Origin of the sequence: Kordiimonas sp. UBA4487 (assembly GCF_002389025.1) — a bacterium.
Lineage (GTDB): Bacteria > Pseudomonadota > Alphaproteobacteria > Sphingomonadales > Kordiimonadaceae > Kordiimonas > Kordiimonas lacus.
Genome location: NZ_DGNR01000011.1, coordinates 394,818 through 421,361, shown reverse-complemented (window position 1 = coordinate 421,361; position 26,544 = coordinate 394,818). Strand labels below are relative to the sequence as shown.

The 26,544-nt window shown below is 55.8% G+C and carries 19 protein-coding genes; 12 read left to right on the top strand and 7 right to left on the bottom strand.

Annotation, left to right across the window (positions count from 1 at the left end; genetic code table 11):
• Positions 1 to 31 precede the first annotated feature (31 nt).
• The 4 genes from B3Z17_RS07435 (at position 32) to B3Z17_RS07420 (ending at position 4,426) form a co-directional block, all read left to right on the top strand.
• Positions 32 to 1,366, top strand: coding sequence for a hypothetical protein (locus B3Z17_RS07435; protein WP_286829227.1), 1,335 nt, complete (start codon positions 32 to 34; stop codon positions 1,364 to 1,366).
• 17 nt (positions 1,367 to 1,383) lie between these two features.
• Positions 1,384 to 1,677 carry a hypothetical protein gene (locus tag B3Z17_RS07430; protein ID WP_286829226.1) on the top strand — a complete coding sequence of 98 codons (294 nt, stop codon included), beginning with the start codon at positions 1,384 to 1,386 and terminating at the stop codon, positions 1,675 to 1,677.
• A 9-nt stretch (positions 1,678 to 1,686) separates the two neighbouring features.
• A complete protein-coding gene (locus B3Z17_RS07425; protein ID WP_286829225.1) occupies positions 1,687 to 2,031 on the top strand; it encodes a c-type cytochrome in 345 nt (114 codons plus the stop codon).
• A gap of 160 nt (positions 2,032 to 2,191) precedes the next feature.
• A complete protein-coding gene (locus tag B3Z17_RS07420) occupies positions 2,192 to 4,426 on the top strand; it encodes a TonB-dependent receptor family protein (RefSeq protein ID WP_286829224.1) in 2,235 nt (744 codons plus the stop codon).
• Positions 4,427 to 4,479: 53 nt separating this feature from the next.
• On the opposite strand, the gene B3Z17_RS07415 is transcribed toward B3Z17_RS07420, so the two are convergent.
• The 7 genes from B3Z17_RS07415 to B3Z17_RS07385 form a co-directional block, all read right to left on the bottom strand.
• Complete coding sequence (locus B3Z17_RS07415; protein ID WP_286829588.1) at positions 4,480 to 6,483, bottom strand: TonB-dependent receptor; 2,004 nt, start codon at positions 6,481 to 6,483, stop codon at positions 4,480 to 4,482.
• Between the two features lie 780 nt (positions 6,484 to 7,263).
• Complete coding sequence (locus B3Z17_RS07410; RefSeq protein ID WP_286829223.1) at positions 7,264 to 7,620, bottom strand: copper-binding protein; 357 nt, start codon at positions 7,618 to 7,620, stop codon at positions 7,264 to 7,266.
• Between the two features lie 33 nt (positions 7,621 to 7,653).
• Positions 7,654 to 8,640, bottom strand: coding sequence for a DUF2231 domain-containing protein (locus B3Z17_RS07405; RefSeq protein ID WP_286829222.1), 987 nt, complete (start codon positions 8,638 to 8,640; stop codon positions 7,654 to 7,656).
• Complete coding sequence (locus tag B3Z17_RS07400; RefSeq protein WP_286829221.1) at positions 8,633 to 11,809, bottom strand: efflux RND transporter permease subunit; 3,177 nt, start codon at positions 11,807 to 11,809, stop codon at positions 8,633 to 8,635. The genes B3Z17_RS07405 and B3Z17_RS07400 overlap by 8 nt, the downstream gene beginning before the upstream one ends.
• Before the next feature lie 18 nt (positions 11,810 to 11,827).
• Positions 11,828 to 13,327: an efflux RND transporter periplasmic adaptor subunit gene (locus B3Z17_RS07395; RefSeq protein WP_286829220.1), complete on the bottom strand. Its 1,500-nt coding sequence runs from the start codon at positions 13,325 to 13,327 to the stop codon at positions 11,828 to 11,830.
• Positions 13,320 to 14,519, bottom strand: a complete 1,200-nt coding sequence (locus B3Z17_RS07390; RefSeq protein ID WP_286829219.1) for a TolC family protein — start codon at positions 14,517 to 14,519, stop codon at positions 13,320 to 13,322. The genes B3Z17_RS07395 and B3Z17_RS07390 overlap by 8 nt, the downstream gene beginning before the upstream one ends.
• Before the next feature lie 204 nt (positions 14,520 to 14,723).
• Complete coding sequence (locus B3Z17_RS07385; protein WP_286829218.1) at positions 14,724 to 15,095, bottom strand: hypothetical protein; 372 nt, start codon at positions 15,093 to 15,095, stop codon at positions 14,724 to 14,726.
• Between the two features lie 212 nt (positions 15,096 to 15,307).
• On the opposite strand from B3Z17_RS07385, the gene B3Z17_RS07380 reads away from it, so the two are divergent.
• From B3Z17_RS07380 to B3Z17_RS07345, 8 genes are read left to right on the top strand one after another with little or no spacing between them, the layout of a single operon-like run.
• Complete coding sequence (locus B3Z17_RS07380) at positions 15,308 to 16,384, top strand: acetate/propionate family kinase (protein ID WP_286829216.1); 1,077 nt, start codon at positions 15,308 to 15,310, stop codon at positions 16,382 to 16,384.
• Between the two features lie 46 nt (positions 16,385 to 16,430).
• Positions 16,431 to 18,899 carry a xylulose 5-phosphate 3-epimerase gene (locus B3Z17_RS07375; protein ID WP_286829215.1) on the top strand — a complete coding sequence of 823 codons (2,469 nt, stop codon included), beginning with the start codon at positions 16,431 to 16,433 and terminating at the stop codon, positions 18,897 to 18,899.
• Positions 18,899 to 20,257: an MBL fold metallo-hydrolase gene (locus tag B3Z17_RS07370; protein ID WP_349680309.1), complete on the top strand. Its 1,359-nt coding sequence runs from the start codon at positions 18,899 to 18,901 to the stop codon at positions 20,255 to 20,257. The genes B3Z17_RS07375 and B3Z17_RS07370 overlap by 1 nt, the downstream gene beginning before the upstream one ends.
• Entirely contained in the window at positions 20,254 to 21,780 is a 1,527-nt protein-coding gene (locus B3Z17_RS07365) for a thymidine phosphorylase family protein (RefSeq protein WP_286829213.1), read from the top strand. Before B3Z17_RS07370 ends, B3Z17_RS07365 begins: the two co-directional genes overlap by 4 nt.
• On the top strand, positions 21,780 to 22,685 hold the full coding sequence (locus tag B3Z17_RS07360; protein ID WP_286829212.1) for a ribose-phosphate pyrophosphokinase: 906 nt from the start codon (positions 21,780 to 21,782) through the stop codon (positions 22,683 to 22,685). The genes B3Z17_RS07365 and B3Z17_RS07360 overlap by 1 nt, the downstream gene beginning before the upstream one ends.
• Positions 22,682 to 23,722: an efflux RND transporter periplasmic adaptor subunit gene (locus B3Z17_RS07355; RefSeq protein ID WP_286829211.1), complete on the top strand. Its 1,041-nt coding sequence runs from the start codon at positions 22,682 to 22,684 to the stop codon at positions 23,720 to 23,722. Before B3Z17_RS07360 ends, B3Z17_RS07355 begins: the two co-directional genes overlap by 4 nt.
• Positions 23,706 to 25,421, top strand: coding sequence for an ATP-binding cassette domain-containing protein (locus B3Z17_RS07350; RefSeq protein ID WP_286829210.1), 1,716 nt, complete (start codon positions 23,706 to 23,708; stop codon positions 25,419 to 25,421). Before B3Z17_RS07355 ends, B3Z17_RS07350 begins: the two co-directional genes overlap by 17 nt.
• Positions 25,418 to 26,539: an ABC transporter permease gene (locus tag B3Z17_RS07345; protein WP_286829209.1), complete on the top strand. Its 1,122-nt coding sequence runs from the start codon at positions 25,418 to 25,420 to the stop codon at positions 26,537 to 26,539. The genes B3Z17_RS07350 and B3Z17_RS07345 overlap by 4 nt, the downstream gene beginning before the upstream one ends.
• Positions 26,540 to 26,544: the final 5 nt, after the last annotated feature.

Below are 26,544 nucleotides of genomic sequence, written 5' to 3'. Positions count from 1 at the left end.
CAAGTTTTATCTTAGTTTTCGGAGAGTTGCCATGAGAGCAATTTCTTACTGGGGCATTGCCGCCAGCATGGCCTGTGCTGTGTCCGCGGTCAGCCTAGGCACACCTGCTTATGCCCAGCAGGCCGACCAAACCCAACTTATTGAGCGGCTAAGCGCGCTTGAGGAAGAGTTGAGACTTTTAAAACAACAGCTTGCAGAAACAAAGACGCAAGCAGACAAATCTAAGGAAATCGCTGAGAAAGCTAACAGCAGAGCCCAGAAAGCGGTACAGGCTGCTGATCCTGTCCGGCCGAATGCTTGGCACCTGGCAGGTTACGCTGATGTTGGTATCGAGTTTAGTGATGGTGAAAATGCCGATACTTTTACGAGCGGTAAATTTAACCCGGCCTTTCACTTCCAGTATAAGGACCTGATCTTATTTGAATCCGAGTTTGAAGTATCGACCAGTAATACCGGTGAAACCGATATTGAGCTTGAGTATAGTCAACTTGACTTCCTCTTGCATGATAATGCTGTTCTGGTCGCTGGCAAATTCCTAAGCCCAGTTGGCCAATTTCAGGAAAGGTTGCACCCCAGTTGGATCAACCGGTCGGTAAATGCACCAGCTGGATTTGGTCATGGCGGTATACAGCCCATCAGTGAAGTGGGCCTGATGCTGCGAGGCGGTGTACCCGTGGGCGAACGCATGTTCACCTATTCTGTCGCGGTCGGGAACGGGCCGCGAGCCGGCCATGGAGGGGTTGAAGTCGAGGGCTTTGGCCGTGACGACAATAGCAACAAAGCACTCAGCGGTCGTCTGGCATTCTTCCCATTTGATGACCTTGAAATAGGTGGCTCATTCCTCACCGCGAAGGTTGCGCCAGAGGCATCAGACGGCGGAGATGACCATGCTGAAGAACCAGTAGTAGATGATCATGGTGAGGCGGAGGAGATATTCGAAGATCTGTCGCAGGGTGACTATGACCTGTGGGGCTTTGATGCTGCCTATACTGGCGGTAACTGGGATATCCGTGCCGAATACCTGAAAGCGGACCTCAAGAATTTCGGCGAAGCTGATGATGATCACGGGGAGCCTGAGCCATTGTCCTGGAAGGCGTGGTATGCACAGGCGGCTTATCGTTTGTCTGATATTTCAGATTCTCCCTTTATTCAAAGACTTGAGCCAGTAGTTCGATATGGCGAATTCAAAGTAGCCGGGGACCATGAACTGGAAGAAGAGACCAATGAGAAACGCTTCAATGTGGGCCTCAACTATTGGTTCTCTCCTTCGGTCGTTGTCAAAGGCGGTCTCGAATTTCGCAATTATATGGCTGAAGAACGTGAAGATGATACCCGTCTTCAGTTCCAGCTGTCTTATGGCTTCTAGGCATCAGGAGATAAACAATGCTTAAGAAAAGTGATTTCGTTGTCCTTGCTTTTGCGGGAACAGTTCTTTCCATGGTGGGGTTGGGCGTAGCCTCAGCTGATACGCAACAGCCCAAACCCGACCCGATGCAATTTGCCCGCGGGGCCAAGGCTTGGGCGAAAACCTGTGCCCGATGCCACAATATGAAAAGCGCTCAGGACAACTCTGACGAAGAGTGGCATGTGGATGTAACGCATATGCGCGTTAGGGCCAATATCCCTGGCGATGTTGCCCGCGACATCAAAGCCTTCCTTCAGGCCAGCAACAAGTAAGGAACTAAGATGAAAAAACAAACCGCAATATCGCTGATTGTCATTTCGGCCTTCTCCGTTGCTGCGCAAGCCGCACCACGTGACTTGGTCAATGGTAAAGAGAAATATGAAGAGACCTGTATCGCTTGTCATGGTGAGAATGGAAAGCCAACCATTCCCGGGTTGCCGGATTTCACATCGCGAACTGGGCCCCTAAAAAAGGGTAACAGTGCGCTTGTGAAAAGTGTGATGGAAGGTGTTGATCGTCCAGGCGCGGACATGGCAATGCCTCCTCTCGGTGGCAACCCGGACCTGACCGAGGATGATGTTCGCGATATTCTTTCCTACATCCGCAAAACATTCAAAGGCAAATGACGAATATTAGAATTTGAGCCACCCGCCAGCGGCGGGCGGCTCCATCAACAAGAGCGCTGTTTGATCCTTTGATAAGGAAATCTGCCAGCGCTTCTTTTTAGCAAAATTAATGCGAATAACACGCAAGAGCATTCGCAAATTAGCGAAAATGGAACAAAAGATGAAAAGCAAAACTATAAACACAGCACTGCTCGGCTCTGTTTCGACTGCAGCCCTCATTGCTATTTCCGTAAACGCATATGGGGTGGATGAACCCACGATTGAGTTTCTGGATGTAGAGCGTATCCAAGTGATTGGGGAAAGAACAGACCGGTCAAAGGTCCCAGGTTCGGCAACCCGGCTCAGCCAAGAAGATCTCGATACATTCAAATATCAGGATATATTGCGTACGCTGCGTATGGTGCCCGGCGTCAATATTCAGGAAGAAGACGGTTATGGGCTGCGCCCGAATATCGGGCTACGGGGATCAGGTGTTGAACGATCTTCCAAAATTACATTGATGGAGGATGGCGTACTGATCGCGCCAGCGCCATATGCTGCGCCAGCAGCCTACTATTTTCCGACCGCAGTTCGTATGCAAGCCGTGGAAGTTCGCAAAGGATCGGCAGCGGTTAAGTTTGGACCGCGCTCCGTTGGTGGCGCTGTCAATCTTGTAAGCCGCTCCATTCCTAAAGAGTTCGGCGGTTTTGCCGATCTTCGCGTGGGTAGCGACGACCTGTTCGTCACACACAGTGTGATCGGGGGCTCGGGCAAAAACATCGGGGGTGTTGTGGAATTCTTCAGATCGAACAATGATGGCTTCAAGGAACTACCAGGTGGCGGCGATACCGGCTTCGATGTGAAAGACTATCTGGCCAAGTTCAGGGTTAAAACTGACGAGGACGTCGCCATTCCCCAGTCGATTGAGATCAAGTTCTCCAGGACGAATGGTTTTTCCAACGAGACTTATCTGGGGCTAACTGACACTGATTTCGCAACAAACCCCAACATGCGATATGCCGCCAGTGCACTGGACAATATTGACACCAAGCATGACCAAATACAGCTCACACACCAAGCCAGGATTGGGAACGTGGAACTAGTCACGACCGCCTATCGGAACACATTTGAGCGCGACTGGTTCAAACTTCATGACCTCAAGAACACCACGGATGCATGCGGGAGCAGCAGCGGCGCCTTTGTTCTGGCCAACCCTGATATTTGCGCAACCGAGCTCAGCTGGCTTCGGGGGGAGGCTGACAGTGCAGAAGGCGCCATCCGCATTCGCCATAATGCGCGAACCTACGAAGCCAAGGGCATCCAGTCGTTGGTCGCAGTGCCATTCTCTACAGAAGGAGCCGAACATGATTTGGAATTTTCGATCCGCTATCATGAAGACAATGAAGATAGGCTTCAGTTCAACGAGCGGTACTCAATGGTCGATGGTGCTCTGGTATTCTCATCGGCTGACAATCTGGGCGCCGCTGGCAATAGGTTGGTTGAGGCCAAAGCATGGGCCTTCTTCGCACAAGATACCATTACTGTTGGCGGCTGGACGTTTGTGCCCGGTGTGCGCTTTGAAGCCATTCAACTAAACCGCATGGATTGGACAGATGATGCAGATCGCTTGACCGAGGGGAAGGGCAAGCCGGAGGTCAAGGTAAACGCCTTTGTACCCGGTATCGGCGTCAGCTACCGGTACTCCGATAATCTGACGATTACAGGTGGCCTATTCAAAGGGTTCAATCCGCCTGGTGCTGGCAACCCAGAAGCAAAGGAAGAGAGTAGTCTAAATGTTGAAGCAGGCTTGATATATGACAGGAACGGCTTTTACGCCGAAGGTATTCTGTTCTATTCCGACTATAACAACATTCTTGGTGATTGTACCGCCGCCTCAGGACAGCCGGGGCAGTGTGATATCGGGGATCAATTCAATGGCGGTGCTGCCCGTGTGTATGGGCTGGAATTATTGGGCGGCTATAACGTTGACCTGCGAGGCTCTTGGACGATGCCTCTATCCTTTAACTATACCTATACGGATTCCGAGTTTAGCACGAGCTTCTCGGATAGTTTTTGGGGCGAGGTGACACAGGGAGACCACTTCCCATATCTGGCGCGTCACCAACTGACTATGGCCGCTGGGTTGGCTTCGGAGAATCTCAGCACAACAATACAGGCAAACTACGTGTCGTCCACGCGCACGCAGCCAGGTGTTGGGGAAATTTTCAACGCTGAGAAGGTCGGTGGACGTGTCGTTGTTGATATTTCTGCAAACTACCAGCTTAGTGATGACATCGGATTGTTCCTGAGTGTCGACAATCTGTTCGATAAGACTTATGCTGTTTCCCGGCGGCCTATGGGGCTTTTGCCTGGCAAGCCGCGCACCGTAACCGGTGGCGTGAAATATAGCTTTTAATCGAGTGAAATGTGGCGGGGATTTCCCCGCCACACATGTTTCGGAACCGAGGCTTAAAAGTTTCGTTTCAGCTGGATGCCATATTGGCGAGGTTCGCCAAACACAGTCACAGGCAGGCTGCTGTCGGCGGCTCCCGCCACGTTGCGTCCGGTTGTGATATATGTGGCATAACGATTATTGGTCAGGTTCTGGCCATATAGCGATACTTCCCACAGTTCGTCTGCCGTGGTGTAGGCAATGCGCGCGTTCAGAAGCGAATAGGTATCCGCCCGGTACTGCGGTAGATTGTTCCGCTTGAAATCGACATTGTCACGCCAAGCAAAGTCTCCGCGCAAGGTTATATAGCCCTTGTCGCCAATATCGTACGTATATTGGGCACCGAACGAATACGCCCACTTCGGCGAGTTGGAGATGCGATTGCCAGAGAAGTCCTCCCCGCCTTCGAAGAAGACATCATATTTGGCGTCCAGGTAGGCAATGGTTGCATTGACATCGAAGTCATCGGCAACGCGCGCCACAAACTCGCCCTCAATGCCTTTGATGGTGGCCTGACCGGCATTGGATGTGGTGGCTACGCCGCCAATATATTCAACCACCTGAAGGTTGGTGTAATCATACTGGAATACACCGACATTTGCTCGCATGCGTTTGTTGAACAGAGTGGATTTCACGCCCGCTTCATAACTCCAGAGATATTCAGGATCGAATGAACTGGCGTCCCCAAGCTGGAAACCGCCGGATTTGAAACCACGAGTTGCCGAAATATATGCCATCACGTCGTCATTGATGTCGTAATCAATGGCAAAGCGTGGTGTCCAAGCCTTCCAATCGTCGGTAGGCGAGCCGCTATCTACTTCCGTGCCGTTCACTGCCGTGGAATAGTTGTAGCTTTTTTTTTCGTAGCTGTAACGCAGGCCCACGGTGGCGCGCAGTCGGTCTGTCACGCTGTAGGTGCTCTGGCCGAACAGGGCATAGGCATTGGTGACGTTACGTTCTGGAATATTGATCTTCGGGTCCTCGAACAGGATATCAATGCCGCCGTCACCGTCTTCATTCAGGAAAAAGGCACCCACGATCCATTCAAGGCGCTCAGGGTTGTTGTTGGAAAGCTGGAGTTCCTGCGTGAAGGAGCGCGAGTTTTCCTGGAAGCCGATATCGAAGATGGTCAGGTCTGTCCCGTCGGCATCAATAACCTGATCGACCTCACTTTCCCGATATGATGTGATCGACTTGAAGGTATAGTCTTCGCCGCTCCAGATTGCAGTGGCGGACATGCCCCAGATATCGGCATTACTTACCGGCTTGGTGTCGAATGCCACTTCATCCTCGTCGGTCGGGATCGTAGCGCCGGCATCTGCGAATTCGTCCGGATAGAAGGTGCGTACAGCAGGATAGCCCGTTTCCCTTTCCTTGCTGAAGTCGCCGCGCAGGATCATCTCAAAATTTTCCGTGAAATCGATAGCTATGGTGGCACGGCCCGCGAACGTGTCCTGATCCTGATACTTGTCACCGGAAACAATATCGGTATAAATGCCGTCCCGGTCGTTTTTCAGCAAGGTCAGGCGGGCCCGGATATTGTTGCTCAGCGGGCCCGAAACGGTGCCGCTGAAGCTCCTTTTGTTATAGCTGCCCATGGTAACGCCGAAAGTGCCCTCGAACTCCTCGCTTGGAGCTTTCGAGATCACATTGAGTGTACCGCCTGCCGAGTTTCGGCCGAAGAGCACTCCTTGCGGGCCTCGCAATAGCTCCAGCCGTTCCACATCGAACATGTCCTGATAGCCGGTTGTGGGGCGGGGCTGGTAAATGCCGTCGAAATGTACGGTTGAGCTTGGGTCTGTCGCGACCCCAAATGCTGATGTGCCGATGCCGCGGATATTTACAATCGCCATGGAATCGTTGGTAACCGTGACACCGGGCACGAAGAATTGGAAATCCTCAATGGTGCGGATGCCGATATTCTCAAGCATCTCTCCCGTCATTGCTGTCATCGCGATAGGAGTATCCTGGAGACTGGACTCCCGCTTTTGTGCGGTAACGATTACTTCTTCAAGAAACATCTCATTTTTGTCGCTGTCATCGGAAATGGCAGCGCTAGAAAGCAGGGCGACGGCACATGTCGTACACGTCAGAGTGTATTTTGATTTTGATTGATACGTCATAATTTCCTCCACGGGGCAAAAGTGCCCGTTGACCAATTCACACAGCCCCTTCGGGCGTGTGGTTTTGAATTTCGAACTTTGGGAAAAGTCGCGTCAGCTTGTGCATGCGGCGCTATATAGGCAGCATGCGGCTGGTCCGCGGCTTACACTTTGGGAGGATGGTAAAGTGGGGGAGTTTCAATACCCGAAAGGTTGGACACCGAATGGGCACAGTGCGTCAGTTGACCGATATAGTAAGGGGCGTACATTGTGCTGAAGGTGAGGCCTGCGTCACAGACAAGGCCGCCGGCCGCGCAGCAACCGTCAAGAGTGCCATGGATATGAGTCCAATCATCCGGCGCAGTTTCAGCAATATGAAGCCCAATGAACATATCAAGCTCTTCCGTGTTGGTATTCCTTAGTGTTTCGGAATCCACATCTTCAAGAGCTAGGAATATGCTATGGCCCTGAACAAGGTCAACAAGGTTTCCTTCGTTATGAAGTGGTTCTCCTGAGGAAAATGCAAGAGTAGGGGCGCTGATCCACACGAGAATGTTGACCAGTAGGAATAAGTGGCTGAACTTCCTTGATATCAGCTTAATCTCCCCTATTCGGTTATTGCTAAGGTAGCACCACAACCAGATGGGTCAAGAAGAGAGGCCCCAAGCTCAGAGAGGAAATTGCCCGGGGCCTCCCGCCTTAGTGACCGTGGACCATCACTTTAGTGATCATGTAGATCTCATCTTCTCCACGGCCGAGGGAAACCATGACTTCCTGACCTGTCTCTAGAATATCTAAGTCAACGTCGTTGGCGACTTTCATATCCATAGTCATCGCGGGCCAGTTGAGCTCTTTGATGGCACCATGGGTGACGTTGATTGTACGCTTGTCAGCGTCGATTCTATTCACCTTGGCATGCACCATTACCTGCTTTTCGGCGGCGTGCTTGCGTTGATGGCTTTTGTGTTCATGACTATCACCACCCGCATGGACCGAGAGTGAGCTCAGTCCGATAATAGTGAGGGCGGTCAGGGGGGCTTTCAAAATTTTTCTCATGACTTTTCCTTTGTCTGAATTACCAAATTGTCACTATTTTTTTATGGGACGGGAGGACCAATGGGCGTGTGATACCTTCCATTCTCCATCCACCTTCACAAGGCCAAGAGTTTCGACGCTGTAAAAATCGTAGCGCTTATCATTGTTCATGAATGAAAGTGTCGCTGACGTGGTGACGACGGCTAGATTGGCTTTTTCTTGAACATCTTGTTTGAGGAGCTTGCGTTGTGCTGCCTCAAGCATGGGCATCTCTGGCTTCAAGTGATGTTCCAAGTAGTTTTCGAGTGACGCTTCCCGCACGCCGTTCTCGAAGATGACTGCGTCTGCGGCAAAACTTGCGGCCACACTCTCGAAATTGCCGCTGTATAGGGCTTCTTGAAAGTGCTGGGCATAGTCCTGCGCCGACATGCCTGAATGTGAATGACCATCTATAACCGTGGGCGCTGTTGGTTCGTGTTGGTCGCTCTCAACTCCCGCAGCAGCGTGATCGTGGTCTTCGTCGTGACCAGCGACTTCCTCTTGGTGATCGCTGTCATGGCTGTGTGATGCATCGCCGCCATGGTCGTGGCCTTCGCCGCTGGCGTCAGGCAGGCGCATGACGCCAAGGCCATGGCGGTATACAAGCTCCGCCCCCAAATAGCCGGTCACGCCCACAAGGCCTGTAAGCACCAGACTGGCCGCGATGACAGCGGTCGAGATGGCCTTCGACTTGTAGACCCAAACCGCAACCAAAATGATTGCGACTGCCGTCCCGAGCGCCCAGGCCCGATGAACCTTCATCACCTTGTGGGCGATATCGTCGTGCGCGACGCTATTGAAGGCCTGAATGCCTGCCAGCACAGTCAAGACCGTGATAGCCGCGCCGAGCCACAGGGTCCATTTCCCGGCAGTTTCAAATATTGTGACATGCTTCTTCTGTACGACTTTTGACAAAATAAGAAACAGTGTCGAACTCACGGTCAAACCCACCGTGAAATGGACCAGCAGCGGATGCCAGTTGGGAATGATTAGATCAGTCATTTTCGTCTCCCGATGCAGGGTTGGTTGGGTTTGATGTCTGTTTGGGTTGCCGTTTTATCTCCTGCCCTTTCCAGAGGAGATACATGGCCGGAATCACCAGAAGCGTCAGGATGGTAGCACTGACCATGCCGCCCACCATGGGGGCAGCAATCCTGCGCATAACCTCAGACCCCGTGCCAGAGCCAAGCATGATCGGTAGAAGGCCAGCGATGATAACGGCGACCGTCATCATGATTGGCCGAACCCGCATCAATGCTCCCTGGACAACAGCATTTGTGAGATCGGCAGCGACAACAGGGCGGCCCTCAGTTTCAGCCTCGGATTTGACCTTCTCCCAAGCTTGGTTGAGATAGACGATCATCAAGACACCAATCTCAACGGCGACGCCTGCAAGGGCGATGAAGCCTACGCCCACGGCCACGGAGAGGTTGTATCCAAGTAGGTACAGCAGCCAGATGCCGCCAACGAGTGAGAGTGGCAGCGTGCCCATGATGATCAGCACAGATGTCAGGTTTTTGAAGTTGATATACAGCAGAAGCAGGATGATAATCAGCGTGACAGGAACGACGACGCTCAGTTTCGCCTTTGCCCGTTCCATATATTCATACTGACCGGACCAGGCGATCGAATAGCCCGCCGGCAAATCAACCTGTTCTCGCACCACCCTTTGCGCTTCCTTGACGTAGGACCCGATATCAACGCCGGATATGTCGACATAGATCCAGCCGTTAAGCCGCGCGTTTTCGGACCTGATCACGCCGGGGCCGCCTGAGACATTGATGTCGGCCACCTGCCCAAGCGGGATGTGTTCGCCCTTGGGTGTAACGATGGGCAGAGAACGAAGTCGGTCAAGTGAATCCCGGTATTCCCTTGGGTAGCGGAGATTGACAGGGTATCGCTCCAGCCCTTCAACGCTTTCCGTCACAGACATACCACCGATGGCGGTACGGATCACTTCTTGGACATCCGCAATATTGAGGCCATACCGGGCTGCCTTCACACGGTCGATCTCGGCGTTGACATAGCGCCCGCCCGTAACACGTTCAGCGTAGACGGATGCGGTGCCAGGTACATTTTTCATCACCGCCTCAATGCGTTGGCCAACTTCGCTAATCACGTTCAAATCAGGCCCGGCCACCTTGATCCCTACGGGGGTCTTGATTCCAGTAGCCAGCATATCGATGCGGTTCTTGATCGGCATAATCCAGACATTCGTGAGGCTTGGGACTTGAACAAGGCTATTCAGCTCGGCCTTCAGTTTTTCAGTGGTCATCCCTTCGCGCCACTCGCTTCTGGGCTTCAGCTTGATCGTGGTCTCGATCATGGTGAGGGGTGCGGGGTCCGTGGCGGTTTCAGCGCGTCCCGCCTTGCCATACACGGCCTCCACTTCAGGGATCGATTTGATCAACTTGTTGGTCTGTTGGACGATTTGCGCGACCTTGCCTGCAGAGACGGCAGGGAAGGCGCTTGGCATGTATAAAAGGTCACCTTCGTCAAGATCCGGCATGAACTCTCCGCCAATACGGTTAAGCGGATATAAAGCGCTGATCATGATGATAAGTGTGACCACAATCATACTTTTTGGAAACTTCAGCACCATGCCAATGAAGGGGCGATAGGCCGCGATCAGCCCGCGGTTGATGGGGTTCTTATGTTCGGGCAAGATTTTGCCGCGGATAAAATAGCCCATCAGAACCGGCACCAAGGTGACCGACAAGACAGATGCCGCAGCCATCGCGTAGGTCTTCGTAAAGGCCAGAGGATGAAAAAGACGCCCCTCTTGCGCTTCGAGCGCGAAGATCGGCACGAAACTCAGGGTTATAATTAGAAGCGAAAAGAAGAGGGGCGGCCCCACCTCGACGGCGGTTTTGGTGACAATCTCCCAGCGGTTCGCGCTGGTGACTGTCTCGTCTTCCATATGCTTATGAAAATTCTCGATCATCACGATCGTGGCATCCACCATGGCGCCGATGGCAATTGCGATGCCTCCAAGCGACATGATGTTGGCATTGATACCTTGCGCATTCATCACGATGATCGCGGCCAGAATGCCAACCGGGAGGCTGAGCACGACAACAAGTGCCGACCGCATGTGGAAAAGGAACACAGCGCAAACAAGGGCTACCACGATGAATTCTTCTATGAGCTTTTCGTTCAGCGTGTCTACGGCGCGCTCAATCAGTGAGGAACGGTCGTAGGTTTCAACAACCTCTACGCCTTCGGGCAAGCTGGCCTTGAGGAGTTCCAGTTTCTCCTTCACCCGGTCAATGGTAGCCAAAGCGTTTTCGCCCCATCGCATGATGATGACACCACCAACGGCCTCGCCTTCACCATTCAGCTCACCAATACCCCGGCGAAGTTCTGGCCCCATGCGGATGTCGGCTATTTCCTTGAGCAGGATCGGTGTACCGTTCGCTGTATGGCCAACGGGGATGGATTCCAGATCCTTAAGGTCGTCAATATAGCCGGAAGCGCGAACCATATATTCCGCCTCGGCCATCTCGATCACCCGACCACCAGTTTCCTGGTTGCCGCGCTGGATCGCCCGTTTGACCATTTGGAGCGGGATGTCGTAGGCGCGCAAGCGGTTCGGATTCACCACCACCTGATATTGCTTGACCATGCCGCCAATGGTGGCGACTTCGGATACACCTTCCACGGTCTGAAGCTCGAACTTCAGAAACCAGTCCTGAAGGCTCCTGAGCTCTGCAAGGTCATGTTTTCCGCTGCGATCGACAAGTGCATATTGATAGACCCAACCAACACCGGTTGCGTCGGGCCCGAGCGCGGTTCTGGCACCCTCAGGCAAGGTGGGAGCAACCTGGCTGAGATATTCAAGAACACGCGACCGTGCCCAGTAAAGATCGGTGCCGTCTTCGAAGATGATATAAACATAGCTGTCGTTGAAGAAACTGTAGCCGCGAACGGTAACCGCACCTGGGACAGATAGCATCGCAGTTGTCAGAGGATAGGTAACCTGGTCTTCAATCACCTGTGGGGCCTGGCCCGCATAGGTGGTTTTGACAATTACCTGTACATCGGAAAGGTCGGGGATGGCGTCAAGTGGTGTCTTCGACAGCGAATAGGCACCCCAACCGGCGAAAAGAAGAGTCAGGATCACAACCAGAAAACGGTTCTGAACCGACCAGCGAATAAGATTGGCTATCATGGGTTCAAACTCCGTCTTCTACATTTTCATGGCTGAGACGATGATGAAGGGCCCATCCTCGCCTTGCTGAAGTTGGAAGTGCATCCGGTCGCCTGGATTGAAAAGGGAAAGATCCACTTCTGGCGCTACGGTGAAATCCATGGTCATTTCCGGCCAGCCCAATGACTGGATCGGATCATGAGACAGATTGACCGTGTTGCCCGCAATCGAATTGACAGTCCCCATGCCGTGATGGATTTGCGCCTTTTCAGGTGAAGGCGACGTGTCGTCATTTGGCATGGCCATGTCCGCCATGGGAGCATCGCCGTCGAGCATGCGCAGGAATGCGCTGTTGATGCTGGCTTCGCTATCGATCAGGAACTGTCCGGAGGTCACAACACGCTCGCCTGCTTCAAGGCCAGCCTTGATGCCGACTCTGTCGCCGCTCTCATGGCCTGCGATCACTTCAGCGGGCCGGAACCGCCCGTCTCCGAGGGCCAGGATAACCCGGTCTGTCTTACCTGTGCGGATCAGGGCTTCACGGGGAATGGAAAGAACGCCGGATTCTGGCGCAGCCATAATGCTGATCTCGCCGTACATGTTGGGCTTCAGGCGGCCATCCTTGTTGGGGAACGCGAGCCGCACTTGCACGGTCCTGCTTTTAGGGTCAACCATCGGGTAGACATAATCAACCGTTCCGTCCCAGGTCTCTCCTGGCAGGAATGGCAGTTGCATTGTCGCCTTCTGGCCTTCCGCGACCCAATCGCTTTGACCTTCGAAAACATCAACCATCACCCACACCGTTGACAGGTCGGCCAGTGAAAAGACGGTCTTGGCGGGCTGGACGTACATGCCTTCGCCAATGCCTAAGTCCACAATGACCCCGTCCTGAGGGGCGCGAACCTCAACAAGCTGATTGACTGTGCCACTTTTTCGAATGTCCGAGATTTGGCTGTCTGTCATGCCCAGGGCCCGCAGGCGTTCCTGCGAGGCACGGGTCAGGCCCTCCTGCTTCAGGCGTATTGCCTGCAGGAATTCCGTCTGGGCATTCACCAGTTCAGGTGAATACAGTTCGAAAATCAGTTCGCCTTTCCTGACTTCCTCACCCACGGCCTTCCGGTACAGTTTTTCAACCCAGCCAGCCGTCCGAACATGGACATGGGCCGTCTTGTCTTCGTCCATGTCGATATAGCCCACGGTTTCAATCTCTCGGGTCATATCGGCAACGGTGGCTGCAGCTGTCCGGACGCCCAGATTGTTGACGACCGCGGCACTAATTTTCAGCGCGTTGGCGTCATCCCCACCACCGGCTTCATCGGCATAGACTGGGATCAGGTCCATCCCCATCGGGGACTTACCTGGTTGGTCGCGGCGATAGTTGGCGTCCATTGGCGCAACCCAATACAGGATTTCGCGTTCGCCGGATTTGGCAGAACCGGCAGTTTCACTAGCGCCCGGCGCTGTCAGTTGACTGCCCGCATAGCCAAGGGCAATCCCTACCGCAAGCGTGGCCGTGGCGATCATTAATGTCTTACGCATCGTCTTCCCCCTCGAGGAATAATAGTTGAGCCTGGGCCTTCATGCGTTCGCTCTGGAGCTTGAGCAGATTAAGCTCCGCATCCAGTTCAGCGAGCCGGGCCCGAACAAGTTCTGCAAAGTCGGTGACCCCATTTTGATAAGATGTCAGGGACGCCTCGGACGTTTCCTTTGCCCGCTTGATAACAACGGATTGGAACAAGCCCACGCGTTTCTGCAGCCGCTGCCAGTCGGCATAGCTGCTGTCGAGCATCTTTTTCAGATCAAGAAGGACGGTGTCATGCCCCAACTGGGCGGCCTGCCGGTCTTTCTTGGCGGCAGATAGGCGCTTGTCCTGGCGTTTCTGGGTAAACAAGGGCACATCCATCACGACACCAACGGTAGCCAGGTCGGCCCTGTCGGCCCCACGCGCACCATAACCCACGTTCACTGACCAGCCGGGCTTATATTGCTCACGAGCCACGCCAACGTCTTTGTCCGCTACCGCCACATTGGCTTCCTGCACACGGGCCGCAGGGTGTTGGCTGAGGCGTTCCGTCAGTGGTGCGATATCGGAAGGATGACGCATTGGTGGTAGTGACGCGGGAACTTGTTTGGTGGCTGCGTCTTGCCCTATACGGCGGGCAAGTCGGGCACGCACCATTGCGTCTTGGCGGTCAATTTCTACCAGCCGGTCATCCAGCAGGCTTAATTCCAGCTCCGCACGGAACACGTCCTGACTGGTTTCCCGACCCGTCGCATAGATGGCTTCAATGACTTCGATCAGTTCGGCGATGGCCATTCTGCTAGCCAGGACCTTTTCCCGGGCAGCAGTCCAATAATAGAGATCAAGCCAGTTTTGCCGTGTGTCGAGCACAATCTCGCGGCGGCGTAGGTCCAGTCTGGCCTGTTCCATTCCTACCAATGCCTGCCGTTTCTGGCGATTGAACTTGAGCGTATCACCCTTTGGAAAGGTCTGGCTCAATCCCAGCTGAAGCTGGGTCATCGGTTCTTGGGTATAGCTGAAGCTATTTGTCGGCCAATTGGCGAATGTGGCCCGGAATTTTGGATCGGGCAACTGCGAGTCAGCCACAGCACGGTCCAGTTGGGCGTCAGCGCGGACGCCGGGCTCCAGAAGATAGGGGTCGTCGGAATTGAGCGCCAGCCTAACGGCCTCTTTCATCGTAAGGGCGGGTTGGTGCTCATCTTGTTGCATAGTGGCGCGTGGAGTAGCTGACGCTACTTCTATGGGGACAGCATTTTCAGATGCCAATCCCGGAACGGCTATCATAATAGTCGCGATAGCGACTAGGGACGTCTGTCGGTACATGTCTAAACCTCAACTGACAAAGGACAGGAATGGTTGGCTGGTAGAGCAAGTATACCAGCATAAGGCGCAGATTGGCGGACCAATGCTACCTTAGGAAAAAGTCAGGAGGCGTGGAGGGGGGGTAACGATGGAGTGTGTTACAGAAAGTCCAACTTGGGGCGTCAGCTCATAAAGTGGTGCCGCACCATAGTAGTCGTCCTGTTTGCCCAAAGGGTCGGGCAGCGCGACAATATTGGCGAAACCAGCACAGCAGGCAATACTACAGGGAGCTTTGGAAGAGCTGCGATTATGATCGTCATGAGCATTATTTTGCCCCATGCTTTTGACATGCTGGCTATGGATGAGCGTGCCGTCCATAAAGGTCGTTGAAAAAGACATTTCTGTTTCTGGACAACAGGCATGCGCAGCAACCTTCGCCATCACCGGAGCGCTGGCGAGAGAGACAAACAGAAGGGCAGCCAATAGGGCACCATATATGTGTCTGACGAATCGCATGTCCGGAAGCATAGCCCTATACCATAGTTCAGGGTCAAGGGGCTTTTCACGGTTCACATCGAGTTGATCGTGGCGTGTGTCGTTAATCCAATTTCCTGTTTGACCTTCCAGTTTGTGGAAGGTTTAGCCTGCTCAGGAATCGAGGTGGTATGTGTTGCCTGAAGCGAAAGGTGCGATCAATGTTTCTTTCCGTCAACATAGGCAGTTCCAGTTTGCGGCTTGGCTGGCATGATGGGGAAGCTGGGTCCGCCACGACGGCGACCTTCGATGGTAAAGGCGGCGCGACCGTTCTGTCCCGACATATAGGTCAATTCATTGAGGCCCAGGGCAATGCGACCCCCAACGCAGTTTGCCACCGAATTGTCCACGCCGGTGCGGCCTATGGTGAAAGCTGCTTCATTGACGATAAAGTCGTAGCAGCCATCAAGGCCAACAGCCCGCTGGCCCCCTTGCACAACCCCTTGGCGCTTGAGATGATCGAAGCCTGTCGGGCGCTGTTTGGGGCGGCGGTGCCGCAGGTGGCAGTGTTTGATAGCGCCTTCTTTCACAATATGCCGGACTATGCCGCGCTTTATGCCATTCCGGCCCGCCTGGGCATCCGACGTTTGGGGTTTCACGGTATCGCGCACCACTTGATGTGGCAGGCAGCCGTCAAACGCAATCCTCAGGCCCGTCGCGTGATCAGTCTGCAGCTTGGTTCGGGGGCTTCCGCCTGCGCCGTCAGGGACGGGCGCGCTGTTGACACGTCCATGGGCTTCACGCCCCTTGAAGGTCTGATGATGAACAGCCGATGCGGTGATATTGACCCTGGTGTCCTTTTGTATCTGCAGCAGGAGAAAGGCCTGTCGGTAAGCGAGATTGAGGATCTTTTGAACCGCCGATCCGGCCTGCATGGAGTTTCGGGGGGTAACACGAGCTTAAAAGACCTTCTCTTGCTTGACGATGATCAATCAAAACTTGCGGTTGAAATGTACTGTTACCGTATCCGGAAATATGTCGGGGCTTATGCTGCGGCGCTCGGGGGGCTAGATGCCATCGTTGTAGGTGGCGGTATTGGCGAGCACCTCCCTGAAATCAGACGGCGCTGTTTCGAAGGACTGGCATTTCTGGGCGTCGAGATGGATGACTGTCGCAACGCAAGCTGTGACGGATCGGGAGGTGTGATTTCTGCCCCCCATAGCAACGTGACCGTTGAAGTCGTCGTGCTCGACGAAAACAGATTTATGGCAGACAAAGCTGCCCGGCTGTTTGCCTAACCAGCCAGGTGACCGACTGGGTGATCGAAAAGAATGGAGTGTAATCATGTTAGCGCAATTTCCCGCCCACGAACGACACAGGATTCGGGCCCGTGCCGAAGCCTTCCGCGCCAACAACGAGGCGTTCGCCGCATGGGCGGCGGGCTACGGTGTTATCCGCCACGACGACCTGACCCAGGTGCGTATCCACGACATGGTGATGATGTTGGTGGAAAATGGAAGTTTGCTAAGTGCAACCGAGGGATATGCGCGGCTGACGGCTGCGGACAAGGTGGCAAGCGCGGCCATGTGGATGGTTGCGCATATGACCTACGCCGGCCGCGTCTATACTGATGGTCGTACGATGGAGGCGAGCGATTTCAAAGCGGAACCCCAAGGCCACACTGGCGGTTCGCTCAATATCGCGATCGGATATGTGGGCTATTTGCTTGCAAATGCACTCAGTGGTGAAACCAGGTCCTGGCTGATGGGCCAGGGGCACTGTGTGGCGGCGATCGATGCGACCAATCTGATCACCGACAATATGTCCCCCGAGCAGGCTAGGCGATACGACTGGACGGATGACGGGGCGACACGGTTCGCGCAGGATTTCTACTCTTATGGTGTTGGGCATGACGGGTACCCGCTGTCGCCTCTTGGCAGCCATGTCAATCCGCACACTGGAGGCGGCATGATCGAAGGCGGCTATCTGGGGTTTGCAGAACTACTGTATCCCCACATGCCTTTGCCGGGCGAAAAGCTGGTGGCATTCCTGAGCGACGGCGCATTCGAAGAGCAAAGGGGCAGCGACTGGGCGGCCCGGTGGTGGCGGGCCGAAGACAGTGGGCTGGTTGCCCCGATCATGATCGCCAACGGTCGCCGGATTGACCAACGGTCAACCATGGCCCAAAGCGGCGGCGTTGACTGGTTTCGCGACCATCTTCGCCTGAATGGATTTGACCCCATCGATCTGGATGGGCGGGACCCGGCGGCCTTTGCGTGGGCCATTTTTGAAATCGAGGCTCGGCTGTCAGCTTGTGCGAGCGCCTGTAAAAAGGGCACGGGACAGTATCCTGTGCCGCTTCATTATGGCATCGCGGAAACGGAAAAGGGTTTCGGTTTTCCAGGTGCGGGCACCAATGCGGCTCATAATCTGCCACTGGTCGAAAATCCCCATGCTAACGACGCAGCGAGGGCGGCCTTCAATGAAGGGGCAAAGGCGCTCTTTGTGCCCAAGGACGCCTTGGCAGAGGCGGTTCAGTTATTGAACCAGCATGAAGCGCAGGGTCGCCCAATGGAGCGAGACCATCCACTGGTATCGCGCAAGCTGCCGGACACTGTTCTGCCGGAGCCGACGTGGAAGAACGTTGGCGATGAGCAGACCTGCTCCCCCATGGCTGGCATTGATGAGTATTTCTGCAGCATGGTTCGGTCCAACCCCGGGCTGAGGCCACGTGTGGGCAATCCCGATGAAATGCGCAGCAACAAGATGAATGCGACGCTGGACCTCCTCAAGCACAGGGTTACGGCTCCGGAGGAAGGTGTGGCCGAAGCCGTTGATGGTGCTGTTGTGACGGCCCTCAATGAAGAAGCCGTTGTTTGCGCGGCGCTTGGGAACAAGGGCGGCCTCAACCTCGTCTGCTCGTATGAAGCCTTTGCCGTCAAAATGCTGGGCGCGCTCAGGCAGGAAATCATCTTCGCGCGGCACCGAAGGGTTGCGGGGCAGGAACCTGGTTGGCTTGGCGTGCCGATCTTGTTGACATCCCACACTTGGGAAAACGGCAAGAACGAACAATCGCACCAGGACCCAACTTTGTGTGAAGCCCTGTTGGGTGAGATGTCGGATGTGTCCCGCGTCTTGTTCCCTGCCGATTGGAACAGCGCCCAAACCAGCCTTCGGGCGGTTTATGAAAGCAAGGGAACCATCTGGTCCCTCGTGACACCCAAAAGGGCGCAACCGACCTTCTTTACGCCAGAGCAGGCGCAGCAACTGGTTGCCGAAGGGGCAGTCAGGCTGAAGGGACATGGTGGGCCTGATGAAAAGGTTATTCTGGTCGCCTGCGGTGCCTATCAATTGGCGGAAGCATTGAAGGCCTCCGGGCGACTTGATGAACGCGGTGTCGCCCATGGTCTGGTGTATCTGTTGGAACCCGGCAGATTCCGAGAGCCACGCGACGAACGCGAAGCGGCGATGGTGGCAGCAGACAGTATTCGTGGTGAGCTGTTTCCAGACGCAGCAGACATTCGGGTGATGCTCACGCACATGCGGGCCGCCCCGTTTCTGGGAACGACCCGACCGCTTGATACGGGACCGGGAAAGACATTTGTTCTTGGGTATGCCAACCGTGGCGGCACGCTTGATGAAAATGGCATGCTGTTCGCGAACGGCTGCACATGGGCCCACGCACTTGAGAAGGTCGCGAAGGGGTTACAGGTCGATCCAGCCCAATTTCTGAGTGAAGGTGAAATTGCAGCGATCCACGGGAAGGCGGACCCAGAGCCACTATGGCGCAATGAGAGAGGAGATATCCAATGATGAAACTGGCATTCATGGGGGCGGCGGGCACCGTTACAGGGTCCAAATATCTCCTGTCCGGGGCGGACTCCAAAATCATGGTGGATTGTGGCCTTTTCCAGGGGCTCAAGTATTTGCGCCTGAAGAACTGGGCGCCGCTTGAGGTCGCTCCCTCGACCATCGACGCGGTTTTGTTGACCCATGCGCACCTTGACCATTCCGGCTATCTGCCGCTGTTGGCGAAAGAGGGTTTCAAGGGCCCGGTCTATTGCACCGGCGCAACGGCCGAGTTGTGCGACATCCTGCTGCGCGACAGCGCCTACCTGCAGGAAAAGGATGCGGAGTTCGCAAACCGTTACGGCTTCTCCAAACACAAGCCGGCGCGCCCGCTTTACACAAGCGAGGATGCAGAGAAGGCGATCGGGCTCTTGCGGCCACAAGCGTTTGATCACCCGATGCATGTGCAGAATGGCATTGAGGCAACCTTCCGCACAGCGGGACATATTCTGGGGGCGTCCACCATCACAGTGCAGATGGAAGGGCGTACCATTGTTTTCTCAGGCGATCTGGGACGTATGGAGGACCCCGTTATGCTGCGACCAACCCAGATAGACCATGCCGACTATCTGGTGGTGGAATCAACGTACGGGAACCGCAAGCATGAGGCCCTGGACGTGGAAGCAAGGCTTGCTGACATTATTTCCAGCACGGCGGCGCGGGGAGGTTCGGTGATCGTACCAGCCTTCGCTGTGGGGCGGACCCAGTCGCTCCTCTATCAAATTTCGCGGCTGAAGAAGGCGGGCCGGATACCGGACCTGCCCGTGTTCCTCGATAGCCCCATGGCGATCAATGCCAGCCATATCTATTGCGAAAACCGGGCGGTTCACCGGCTATCTGACGCGGAATGTAAAACAGCCTGCTCGGTCGCCAAATATACCCGCAAGGTCGAAGAGTCGAAGAAGCTGACATATCTCGCGATGCCTGCGATTATTATTTCCGCGAGCGGCATGGCAACAGGGGGGCGGATTTTGCACCATCTCAAGCATTATGCGGCGGACAGGCGGAATACGATCCTGTTCACTGGGTTTCAGGCAGCTGGAACGCGCGGCCGGGCCATGGTTGAAGGCGCACGTCAGATCAAGATCCATGGGTCCTACATTCCGGTCAATGCGCAGGTTGAAAATCTTGATGCCTTGTCGGCGCACGCAGACAGTGACGAGATCCTTGAATGGCTTTCCGGCTTCAAACACCCGCCCAAAACAACCTTTGTCACCCACGGCGAACCCGAGGCGTCGGCGGCGCTTGCCGCCCGAATAAGGGATGAGCTCGGCTGGCACTGCGAAATCCCGGAACTGGGGCAGGAGGTTGAGCTGCCATGACCACCTCGGGGGAAGAAGGGGCGTGCCATCTGGGTATCCGGCTCAAGCGGCTTGGCATCAACAGCCGCTCTGATCATATCATCTATATGCGTGAAGACTGTGCCGTTTGTCGGGCCGAGGGCTTCAGCGCGCAGGCGCGAGTCCGTGTGGACCTGGGCGACAGGTTCATCATCGCGACGGTCCATCATATTAGCACCGACCTGTTGGCCGACGGCGAGGCAAGCCTGTCTGAGCGGGCCTGGGCGTTGCTCGGCGCAAGCGAAGGGGATTGCATCTCGCTGTCCCACCCGGCACTTCTGGAATCGCTCAGGAAAGTCAGGGGCAAGATTTATGGCCGCGCCTTTGAGGGCGATGACCTGTCAACCATCGTTCGTGACCTGACCGAAGGACGCTATTCCGATGTGGAAACCGCCGCCTTCATCACGGCATGCTCCGCCCGCGATCTGGATGAGGCAGAGCGCATCGCGCTGACCAAGGCCATGGTTGACGTGGGCGACAGGCTGGAATGGCCGCGCACGCCAGTGGTGGACAAGCATTGCATCGGCGGTCTGCCGGGTAACCGGACCACGCCGATCGTTGTTTCCGTTGTGGCGGCGAACGGCCTCCTGATGCCGAAGACATCGTCGCGCGCCATCACCTCGCCCGCTGGTACGGCGGATACGATGGAGGTGCTGACCAAGGTTGATCTTGACCTTGCAGCCATCCGGCGGGTGGTGGAAAGCGAAGGTGCTTGCCTTGCTTGGGGTGGGGCGGTGCGTCTCAGTCCGGCTGACGACCTGCTGATCCGTATCGAACGCGCGCTTGATATCGATAGCGACGGTCAACTTGTTGCCTCGGTGCTCTCGAAAAAGATCGCCGCCGGGGCCACCCATCTTGTCCTTGATATCCCTTATGGGCCGACGGCCAAGGTGCGGTCCCTTCAGGCTGCGGAGAAACTGAAGGCCAGCCTTCTGGATGCCGCGGCGGCTTTTGGCCTGAAAGCGCAAGCGGTTCTAAGTGATGGGGCCGAACCAGTGGGGCGTGGTATCGGCCCGGCCCTTGAGGCGCGGGATGTGCTGTCTGTTCTCAGGTGCGAGAGGGACGCGCCAGAGGACCTGCGAGACCGCGCCATCACCCTTGCCGGATGCCTGCTTGAAATGGCGGGCTGTGTGGACGCGGGCGAGGGTATCGCACGCGCCATTACCACTTTGGACGACGGACGTGCTTTCAAGAAGTTTGAAGCCATTTGCATGGCTCAAGGTGGTCTGGCCGAGCCGCCTGTCGCACAGCACCGGCGGACGGTTGAGGCGGCGAAAAGCGGGAGGGTGTCGCGTATCGACAATCGCCGTATCGCCCAAGTGGCAAAGCTGCTGGGCGCCCCAGATGCCAAAGCCGCAGGAGTGCTGATGAGGGTGCGTGTGGGCGACAGCGTAGAAGCTGGCGCGCTGCTCTATGAGATGCATGCAGAATCCACGGGTGAGCTTGCTTACGCGCAGGCCTATGTGGACCAAAACCCAGATATTATTGCCGTGGAGGTCAACTGATGAGCTTTATCTATTATGCCTTGCCAGGCGCGGAAGCATTGGCAAAAGATTTGGCCCACAGGGCGCAGGCCAAGGTTGGCAGCCTGGAAGTGCACCAGTTCCCTGATGGTGAAATATATGTGCGGGCCCATACGCCGTGTCGGGGCCAAAGGGTGGTATTGGTCGCGGATCTTGCGCGGCCTGATCGTTCGGCATTACCGCTGCTCTTCGCTGCTGATCTTATGCATGATCTTGGCGCTGAAGATGTGGGGCTGGTGGCGCCCTATCTGGCTTATATGCGCCAGGACAAAAGGTTCCACGAGGGTGAAGCGATTACCTCCGCTTCCTTCGCCAAACTGGTCAATAACGCGCTGGACTGGATGATTACGGTCGATCCGCATTTGCACCGGCGCAAGAGCCTCTCTGAGATTTATTCCATTCCAGCCAGTGCGCTTCATGCGGCACCGGTTATCGGTGACTGGATAGCCCATAATGTGCCGGACGCCCTTCTTGTGGGGCCTGATGGTGAAAGCGAACAGTGGGTGAAGGCCGTGGCCGAGGTCGCCGACATGCCTTTCATCGTGCTTACGAAAGTCAGGCATGGAGACCGCGATGTGGAGGTTAGTGTGCCGCACGCAGACCGGTGGCACGACAGAACGCCGGTGCTGGTAGATGATATCATTTCCACGGCACGGACAATGATCGAAACGATCTCCCATTTGAAGAATGCTGGAATGAAACCGCCAGTATGCATCGGTGTGCATGCCATCTTCGCGGGTGACGGGTATGAGGCACTGAAGAATAGTGGGGCGAGCCGGATCATTACCTGTAACGCTGTGCCGCATTCGACAAACGCAATTGACCTGACCGGTCTGATCGCCAGTGGAATACAGGCGCTTCTTAGCACCAAACAGGGGGTATCATGAACCAGACAAGTCGATATATCGCAATAGGTGCGATTGTAGCTGCCCTTGCCGCGGCGGCGTGGTTTTGGCAGCAAGATGACAGTGTCTGCGCGGCTGGTGGTGCGCCAGCAGTCTGTGTACCCGAACAGATCATGCTTTATGGCAATGTGGATGTGCGGCAGGTCAATCTAGGCTTCAAGGTTTCGGGTCGGGTGGACCAACTGCTGGTCGAAGAAGGGGACCGGGTGATGCCTGGCCAGAAATTGGCATCCCTCGAAAAGCCCGATTTTGTCGATGACGTCGCGCTGGCACAGGCCCGGTTTGATGCCAGTGCGGCTGCTCTCAATCAGCTTGAAAACGGCGCCCGACCACAAGAAATTGCCCAGGCCGAGGCCCTTGTTGAGGAACGGCGGGCTACGGTTCAGAATGCAAGACGCACTGTGAAACGGCGAGCTGAGCTCGCGGAAGAAGGCTTTACAGCACATCAGGCGCACGAAGATGCCGAAGCCGCGCTACTCGAGGCCGAGGCCCGCCTTCAGTCGGCCTTCGAGACGCTCAATCTTGTGAAAGCTGGGCCGAGGGATGAGGAAATCGAGCGCGCCCGGGCCGCTCACACGGCGGACGCGGCAGCACTGTCGCTCGCCCAGCGTCGGCTGGCAGACACGGACCTCTTTGCTCCCAACGAAGGCACCATCCTGACCCGCGTACGGGAGCCAAGCGCCATCATTCAGGCGGGGGAGCCTATCCTGAACCTGAGCCTGAAGTCGCCGGTCTGGGTTCGGACCTATGTAGAAGAACCGCAACTTGGGTTCGTCTCGCCCGGTATGAAAGCAACCGTGCAGACGGATTCCGGGGGCACATTTGAAGGCCAGGTCGGTTTCATCTCACCTGTCGCGGAATTCACGCCGAAGACAGTGGAAACCAGGGAATTGCGTACGCGCCTTGTCTATCGTGTACGGGTGATTGTGGACAGTGATGACGACGGTTTGCGGCAGGGTATGCCGGTGACCGTGGTTCTTGTGCCGAAAGGGGCTGTGGCCGGTGCAGCCGCTGATTGACATACAGGCAGTCAGCAAAAGCTTTGGCAGCTGTCGCGCGGCGATCACGGACATATCCGCCAGCCTGATGCCCGGCGAGATAACGGGTATTGTTGGCCCCGACGGCGCGGGCAAAACCACCTTGCTTCGGATGATGGCAGGGCTTCTTAACCCCGATGAAGGGCGCATTCTGGTTGATGGCAAGGATAGCCGCGACGGCGGCGGGGGGCGTGACCACCTGGCTTATATGCCGCAGCATTTCGGCCTGTATGAAGACCTGACGGTCATGGAAAACCTGCAACTTTATGCCGATTTGCGGTCACTGCCCACAGCGGAAAGACCGGCGCGCTTTGAAACGCTTTTGCATTTTACCGGGCTAGGCCCATTCACAGCACGGCTCGCCGGGCGGCTTTCAGGTGGCATGAAGCAGAAACTTGGCCTCGCGTGTGCACTCATCCGAACACCCAAGATCCTGCTGCTGGATGAGCCAAGCGTGGGCGTGGATCCGATCTCGCGGCGGGAACTATGGGCGATGACGCAGGAACTGGCGGGCCAGGGCATGGCGGTCGTGTGGAGCACCGCCTATCTGGATGAGGCGGCGCGCTGTTCGTCTGTACTGTTGCTGGAAAGCGGCCGGGTTTTATATTGCGGGCCGCCTGCTGTGGCGACTGACCGCATGGCAGGCCAAACCTATGCTGTGCGCGGCCTTGTGTCGGGTCAGCGCAGGACGTTGGCCAAGATCATGCAGCAGGACGGCGTGCTTGACACGACGATCGAAGGGCACGAGGTTCGCTTCCTTATGGGGGTGGGGGCTGAGAGGCCGACACCGCGCTCGCTGGGCATTGAAGATGACGTCGATATCGTGCCTGTTGAGCCGAGATTTGAAGATGCCTTCATCGCCTTGCTCGGTGGCGCGCGTCTCAGTGCCTCGCCTTTCGCGGATATGGCTGAAGTGGCTCGGAACGGTAGCGATGTCTCGATCCGGGCCGATGGGCTGACGCGCAAGTTTGGCGAATTTGTGGCGGCGGACAGGGTCAGCTTTTCTGTCGATCGGGGTGAGGTTTTTGGCTTGATCGGACCGAACGGCGCAGGGAAATCCACCACCTTCAAAATGCTGTGTGGGCTTTTGAAGCCAAGCGCGGGCAATGCTTCGGTCGCAGGGCTGGACCTCCGGAAGGCGCCGAGCATGGTGCGTGGCCGAATTGGCTATATGGCGCAGGGGTTTGCCCTCTATGGCGACCTGAGTGTGTTTCAGAACCTGAGCTTCTTTGCGGGCATCTATGGGCTGAAGGGGAAAAGCGCCCGTCATGCCATCGACCGCGTAAGTGATATTTTTGGACTTATGGCCCACCACGGGAGCCGAGCGGGCGAACTGTCCCTTGGGTTCAAACGCCGTCTGGCGCTCGCCTGTGCAGTGATGCACGAGCCGGATATCCTGTTCCTTGATGAACCGACATCCGGGGTGGACCCGAAGACACGCCGAGAGTTTTGGGGCCATATCAACGCCATGGTCAGCCGGGGTGTCACCATCATTGTGACCACCCACTTTCTGCACGAAGCCGAATATTGTGATCAGGTGGCCCTGATCAACAAAGGCCGGATCATCGCCTCAGGCGCCCCCGATGCGCTGAAATCTGAAGTGCGCGCACCCGGTGTGCCCAACCCCACACTGGAGGACGCTTTTGTTGCCCTGGTGGCGAAACAGGAGGCGGCGGCATGAGGTTCAATACGGGACGCATATATGGACTGGCCCGCAAGGAAAGCAGGCAGATATTAAGAGACCCCAGCAGCCTGATCATTGCCGTCTTTCTGCCGCTGACCCTGCTGTTCCTGTTCGGGTACGGCGTCACGTTCGACCCGCGCCACTATGAGATTGGCCTTGTGGTTGAACAGCCCACGCCCGAGACCGGCAGCTTTACGGCCTCGCTGGTGACATCCAGCTACTTCCGTGTCGAAACAGGCCGCGATGTGCGGGACCTGGAAAGCAAACTGGTGTCGGGCGATCTGAAAGGTATTGTGGTGCTACGCGCTGATTTCTCCCGCCGCGCCTTTCGCCGGGATACGGCACCCATTCAAGTTCTTGTTGACGGGACGGATGCCAATACGGCCGAGCTGATCCGTGGCTATGTTCAGGCCCTGTGGGCCTCCTGGCTTAGCCAGGAACTATCCAGCAACGGCATCGACTATGCGCCGCCCGTAAGCCTTGTGTCGCGTCTGTGGTACAATCCGGAAGCCTCCAGCAAAAATTATCTGGTGCCCGGGTCCGTGGCGATCATCATGACCATGATCGGCGCATTGCTGACTGCCCTTGTGGTGGCGCGGGAATGGGAGCGCGGAACGATGGAGGCGCTGTTGACCACGCCTATAGGCCGGTGGGAACTGCTTCTTGGGAAACTTGCGCCTTATTTTCTGTTGGGCATGGTGTCCATGGTCCTGTCGGTTGGCGTCGCCATCTGGCTTTTTGACGTGCCGTTTCGTGGGTCTTTTTGGGTGTTGGGGCTGACATCCGCCGTGTTCATGTGGACGTCGCTTGGCATGGGGCTGTTGATCTCGACTATCTCACGAAGTCAGCTGATCGCGGCCCAGATTTCCATTCTGTCAGCCTTCCTTCCGGCCTTTTACTTTTCGAACTTTGTGTTTGAGATCGACAGCATGCCTGCGCCGCTTCAGTGGGTCAGCTATATCGTACCGGCCAAATATTTTGTCTCAACACTTCAGACGCTGTTTCTGGCCGGGGACGCGGGCGGTGTGATCGTGACTGATACGCTGGTGCTGGCGCTGATCGGGCTGGTGTTTTTCATGGCAGCAGTCAGGAAAACCCGAACGGATTTGGAGTAGGCACC